The sequence below is a fragment of the Dysosmobacter sp. genome, assembly GCF_052306735.1.
Lineage (GTDB): Bacteria > Bacillota > Clostridia > Oscillospirales > Oscillospiraceae > Oscillibacter.
On sequence record NZ_DAWBAJ010000076.1, the window covers coordinates 1 to 5,458 of the forward strand.

5 protein-coding genes are annotated in these 5,458 nt (G+C 61.6%); 1 reads left to right on the forward strand and 4 read right to left on the reverse strand.

Annotation, left to right across the window (positions count from 1 at the left end; translation table 11 throughout):
• Positions 1-327, reverse strand: a 327-nt coding sequence (locus ACT67G_RS11695; RefSeq protein ID WP_443664342.1) for a sigma-70 family RNA polymerase sigma factor, incomplete at its 3' end; no start/stop codon positions are given.
• Positions 328-446: 119 nt separating this feature from the next.
• Between ACT67G_RS11695 and ACT67G_RS11700 the strand changes: the two genes are divergently transcribed.
• Complete coding sequence (locus ACT67G_RS11700) at positions 447-1,166, forward strand: pyridoxamine 5'-phosphate oxidase family protein (RefSeq protein ID WP_443664343.1); 720 nt, start codon at positions 447-449, stop codon at positions 1,164-1,166.
• 33 nt (positions 1,167-1,199) lie between these two features.
• Here the strand turns inward: ACT67G_RS11700 and ACT67G_RS11705 are convergent, their stop codons facing one another.
• From ACT67G_RS11705 to ACT67G_RS11715, 3 genes are all read right to left on the reverse strand, one after another.
• A complete protein-coding gene (locus tag ACT67G_RS11705) occupies positions 1,200-2,744 on the reverse strand; it encodes an ABC transporter substrate-binding protein (protein ID WP_443664344.1) in 1,545 nt (514 codons plus the stop codon).
• A 9-nt stretch (positions 2,745-2,753) separates the two neighbouring features.
• A complete protein-coding gene (gene pgeF / locus ACT67G_RS11710) occupies positions 2,754-3,578 on the reverse strand; it encodes a peptidoglycan editing factor PgeF (RefSeq protein ID WP_443664345.1) in 825 nt (274 codons plus the stop codon).
• 105 nt (positions 3,579-3,683) lie between these two features.
• Positions 3,684-5,458, reverse strand: a 1,775-nt coding sequence (locus ACT67G_RS11715; protein WP_443664346.1) for a preprotein translocase subunit SecA, incomplete at its 5' end; no start/stop codon positions are given.

Sequence of the window (5,458 nt, forward strand, 5' to 3'; positions counted from 1 at the left end):
ATTTTCAATGCAGCGGGCGGCATAGGTGGCGAGCCGGGCACCCTTTTCCGGATTGAAGCTGGAGATGCCCTTGATGAGCCCAATGGTGCCGATGGAGATAAGATCCTCCTGATCACCGCTTTGGGTGTAGTATTTTTTCACGATATGGGCCACCAGGCGCAGATTGTGGCGGATCAGGGCATCCCGGGCCTCCGGATCACCCTGGGCGTATTTTTGCAGGTACTCTCGTTCCTCAGCGGCGGACAGGGGGCGGGGAAACGATCCCCCGCCGGACAGGCGCAGGGAAAACAGCAGCGTATTGACCAACAGCAGCACAGCAGACAGCATGGCGATCCCTCCTGAGTTCATTCCTATGCAGCCTGGGGAAGTCCCCATGCCCGGGAGGCCTTTCCCCGAGGCGGCAGCTGTGGTATACTCAAAGAGACCAACGAGGAGGGAAAAACACCGTGGCCTATTATGTCTATATCCTGCGCTGCGGGGATGGAACGCTGTATACCGGCTCCACCAACGACGTAGCAAGGCGCCTGGCGATCCACCAGAGCGGGAAAGGCGCCAAGTACACCCGCAGCCGTCTGCCGGTGGCACTGGCCTACTGGGAGGAACTGCCGGACAAATCCACGGCCCTGCGCCGGGAGGCCGCCATCAAGGGCCTGTCCCGCAGGGAGAAGCTGGCCCTCATTCTGGAAAAGGAGCGTAAAACCATGTATGAGATGAGAAGAAAAGACCGGCAGCTGCCGGAAGAAACAGCCTGGACGGTGGCGGACAGTTGTTTGTATGCCGTGCTGTCCATGACGGCGGAAGATGGCAGCGCCTATGCCGTGCCCGTCCATGTAATCCGGGAAGGGTGGGACTTCTATTTCCACTGTGCCCGGGAGGGACGCAAGAACCGCTGCCTGCAAAGCCATCCCCGGGTATGCCTGACCTTTGTGGAGGATGCCCAGGTGGTGCAAGAGCGTTTTACTACCCGTTACCGCTCTGCCGTCGCCTTCGGCACGGCGGAGGAGGTGTCGGATCCGGCGGAGAAAACCGCGGCTCTGGAGAAGCTTTGCGGCCGGTATACGCCGGATATGGGCCGGGAAGCCGTGGGCCGGGAGCTGGAGGCTGCCCCCCGCACCGGGGTCTGGCGGATCCGGATAGAGGCTATCACCGGAAAGCACAATGACTGAAAAAAGAGGACGCCGTCCCGGCGTCCTCTTTTTTCAGTTTGCCTTTTCTGCCAGATGAATGGTGCAGTCTGAGAGATTGTAAAAGGGGTTGGCGGCTGTGGGCTGCAGACCCTCAATCACTCCCGCCTGATAGAGCACCGAGGTGCGCTTGAAGCAGATGGGCAGGATGGGAGCCTGAGTGTTCAGATAGGTGCAGAGGGTTTTCATGGCACCGGCCCGATCCTGGGAGACGGCATACTGAGAGAGCAGCGTATCCGTCTGGGGATCGGCCCACCCGCCGTAATTCAAAGCACCGCCGGAACTGAGCAGGGAGCTGAGATTCCAGTCCGCCGTCAGCTTGATCTCCCCAAAGTAGAGGTCAAAGTTTCCGGCGGCCAGGGCGGCGGTGTACTCCTCCCAGGGCAGGACAGAAACCTGAATTTTGAGATCGAAGGCGGACAACGCCTCCGCCAGATCCTGAGCAGCGGAGACCTTGAAGGTGTTTTCCTGGTTCACCACAAGCGTCACGGTTTTGGTGGTGGTGCCGGTGGCGTATCCGGCGGCAGCCATGGCAGAGGCAAAGGCGTCGTAGGAGTAAATGGTTTCCAGCTCCTGGGGATACAGGGATGAGACTGGGGAAACAGGGAACTGAGCGGCCAGGGCATGGCCGGAGAAAAAGGCACTGATCAGTGCGCTGCGGTTGATCCCAAGGCCCAAGGCCCGCCGAAGGGCAGCATTGTCAAAGGGGGAACGCTGGGTGTTGAACCCCAGGTATTGCAGGATGGTGGTGTCCGCATCCTGATAGCTGACATTGCCCACGGAGGTCACCGGCTCTGTTCCCGTCAGGTCACAGACGATGAGCTGCACATCGTGGGAGGTGAACTGATAGAGCATGGCGTCCCGGTCACCGGCAGGGGAGAGGACGATCTCCTGCACCGGCAGCGTGCTGCCCTGCCAGTAGGGATTGGGCTGGAGGCTGGGTCCGTCTTCATCCTGATGGAAGCAGTAGGGGCCGCTGCCTACGGGGATCAGCTCCGACTCCGTACCGGATTTTACGATGGGGATATCCAGCAGGGCAGGGAGCCCGGTGCTGGCATAGGCCAGAGTAACGGTCACGGTATTGGCATCCCCCGCGGAGATGGAGGTGATGCGGGAGAGGCGGGAGCCATAGCGCTGGGAAGACCTGGCCCGCTGGAGGGAGGAGGCCACATCGGCGGCGGTGAGGGCTGTGCCGTCCCAGAAGGTGACGCCGCTGCGGATGGTGAAGGTATAGGTGAGAGCATCGGCGCTGCAGGTATAACTCTGGCACAGCTCCGGTTGAGGCTCCAGGTTTTCATCCAGCTGGAACAGCCGCTGATAGAGCAAAGTCCCCACGGTCTGCTGCATGCCGTCGGCACAGGTAATGGGATCCAGGGTGGCATTGGGGTCATAGGGCAGGGCAAACTGCTCCGGCAGGATCTCCCGGTTATCCTGGGGCTCCTCGTCCTCCGTCTGAAACGGAAGATCCACTTCCTCCGGCAGCGGCTCTTCCCAGCAGCCGCTTAATGTGCAGGCGCTTACCACCAGCGCCAGCATCAAACTGCATAGGCGTTTTTTCATAGGAACCTCTCAATCCTGGGGAGATTTCAATGCGATCATGGCGATCTGGGCGCCCCGGGCCTGCCCCATTTTCCGATGAGACCAGAAGAGATCCCGGCGGCAGGCGGTACACAGGCCGCAGACATCAATGTGCTCCGGGGCCAGGCCGGCGCGCAGCAGCCACTGGCGGTTGAGCCCCGCCAGGTCCACATGCCACTTGATGCCCCGGCGCTCCAGATAGGGGGCGGCTTCTGCTCCCAGGGCGGCGGTCATGGCCTCCGGTACGTCATCGTCCGTCTCAAAGCAGCACGGACCGATGCTGGGGCCCACGGCGGCCACCATGGCCGCAGGATCGGAGCCGAAGGTATCAGCCATGGCCTGAACGGTTTTTTCCAGGATCCCGGCGGCGCAGCCCCGCCATCCGGCGTGGACGGCACCTGCGGCGTGGTGGACGGGATCATAGAGCAGCATGATGCCGCAGTCGGCGGAGAATACCACCAGGGGAAGGTCGGTTTCCCGGGTGATAAGGGCATCGGCGGTGTAGTCCCGGGAGGCAAAGAGTCCCTTTCCGGTATCGGCGGCGGTGCACAGGCGGACCGTGGTCTCGTGGACCTGCTTGGAAAGGACTGCCCGCTCCATGGGAACGTCCAGGGCGCCGCAGAAGCGCCGGTAATTTTCCAACACAGCCTCCGGGGAATCCCCCCGTCCGGGGCCCAGATTCAGCGTGTCCCAGGGCGGGGTGCTGACGCCGCCCTTCCGGGTGGAGAATCCGTGGGCGACGGTCTGGCCATACCGGGAGAGCAGGGAAGAAGTGAGCCATACCAGGCCGTTTTGCTCATGGGTAGGAAAGGACATAGGCACCTCCGTGTCTGATAGAAACACGTCCCCTGCCCTCCGGCAGGAGAACAGGGGACGCGCAGTGTTTGGGTGGAAGCTGTGTCAGCCAGCTCCTCTTCAAAATCAGTTGTCGTGGTACTCCTTGCAGGTGCACTTCTTCCACTTGAGACCGCTGCCGCAGGGGCACAGGTCGTTGCGGCCGATCTTGTTGACCTTGACAGGCTGCTTCTTGGGAGCGGTGCCGTCGCCGCCTACATTTTCCACCATGCCCTTGGCCACGCGCTCACGCTTGACTTCCTCGTCCTTCTTGATGCGCACGGAGAACATGCGGCGGACGGTCTCGGCCTGGATGGCGGAGATCATCTCCTCAAACATGGTGAGGGATTCCTGCTTGTAGGCGATGACAGGATCGGTATTGGCGTAGGCCCGCAGACGGATGCCCTGCTTGAGGTCGTCCATGGCGTCGATGTGGTCCATCCAGTACTCGTCCACCACACGCAGCATGATGACCCGCTCCAGCTCCCGCATGATGGGCGGCGTGATCTCCGCCTCCTTGGCCTCGTAGGTTTTCTCGGCCGCGGCGGTAAACATGTCGGTGAAGTCCTGCTGGCTCTTCTCGGAGATCTCTTCCTCCGTCAGGGGGAAGGCGCCCTTGGGGAAGTAGATGCCCTCCAGGCCCAGCATCATCTCCCGGTAGCCGGCGGCGTCCAGGGACTGGTTCTCGCCGAAGGCCATGGCCACATGGTCGGCGATGGAGGTGTGCATCATGTGCAGGATGGTTTCCTTGATGTCCTTGCCGTCCAGAACCTCCCGGCGCTGGGCATAGATGATCTCGCGCTGCTTGTTCATGACATCGTCGTATTCCAGCACGGACTTTCGGGACTGGAAGTTCCGGGACTCCACGGTAGTCTGGGCATTCTCAATGGACTTGGTGAGCCAGCGGTTCTCGATGGGAGTATCCTCGTCCAGATCGAACTTCTCCATCATGTTTTGGATGCGCTCACCGCCGAACAGGCGCATGAGGTCGTCCTCCAGGGAGATATAGAACCGGGTCTCGCCGGGGTCGCCCTGACGGCCGGCACGGCCACGCAGCTGGTTGTCGATCCGGCGGGACTCATGGCGCTCGGTGCCGATGATATAGAGGCCGCCGACGGCACGAACCTTCTCCGCCTCGTCGGCGATGACGGCCTTGTGGGCGGCCAGTCGCTCGGCAAAGAGCTTGCGGGCCGCCAGGATCTCCTCGTTGTCGGTATCGGCGTAGCCGGTGGCGTCGGCGATGATCTCGTCGGAATAGCCGGCCTTCACCAGGTCTGCCCGGGCCAGATACTCGGCGTTGCCGCCCAGCATGATATCGGTACCACGGCCTGCCATGTTGGTGGCCACGGTGACAGCACCCAGCTTACCGGCCTGGGCCACGATCTCTGCTTCCTTCTCATGGTTCTTGGCGTTGAGGAGGTTGTGGGCGATGCCTTCCTTGGCCAGCATGCCGCTGAGCAGCTCATTCTTCTCAATGGACACAGTGCCCACCAGCACAGGCTGGCCCTTGGCGTGGCACTCCTTGATCTGCTCAATGACGGCCCGGAATTTGCCCGCCTCGGTCTTGTAGACCACGTCGTGGTGATCGATGCGCTGATTGGGCTTGTTGGTGGGGATCTCAATGATGTCCAGGTTGTAGATGGTGGCGAACTCCTCCTGCTCGGTCATGGCGGTACCGGTCATACCGGAGAGCTTGTCGTACAGGCGGAAGTAGTTCTGGAAGGTGATGGTGGCCAGGGTCTTGTTCTCACTGGCAACGGTGACGTGCTCCTTGGCCTCAATGGCCTGATGCAGGCCGTTGGAGTAGCGGCGGCCGAACATGAGACGGCCGGTGAACTCGTCCACGATGATGACCTCGCCGT